Genomic DNA, 247 nt, shown 5'->3' on the forward strand with positions numbered 1-247 from the left:
GCGAGCGCCCCTGCGGCCGATTGCGTTGTACACAATGATCGTGCTCGCCTATTGTGCCGGGCTTCGGCTTGGGGAAATCGTCCGCCTGAAGGTGCAAGACATTGATTGGGAGACCGCCTCCATCTCAGTGCGCGACACGAAATTCTTTAAGTCGCGCCGGTTGCCGGTCACCACAACGGTCATGACTGCGCTGAGCGGCTATCTCCATGCCCGCCTGCTAGCCGGCGCCCCCGCCGATGGCGGCTCG

Annotated in this window: 1 protein-coding gene; it reads left to right on the forward strand. The window is 63.2% G+C overall.

The genetic code is table 11. The features are described from left to right. Positions 1-25: 25 nt before the first annotated feature. Positions 26-247 (forward strand): tyrosine-type recombinase/integrase (locus SB753_RS40135; protein WP_410805561.1); only part of this gene is annotated, 222 nt, incomplete at its 3' end.

Origin of the sequence: Paraburkholderia sp. SIMBA_053 (assembly GCF_046534895.1) — a bacterium.
Taxonomy (GTDB): Bacteria; Pseudomonadota; Gammaproteobacteria; order Burkholderiales; family Burkholderiaceae; genus Paraburkholderia; species Paraburkholderia caledonica.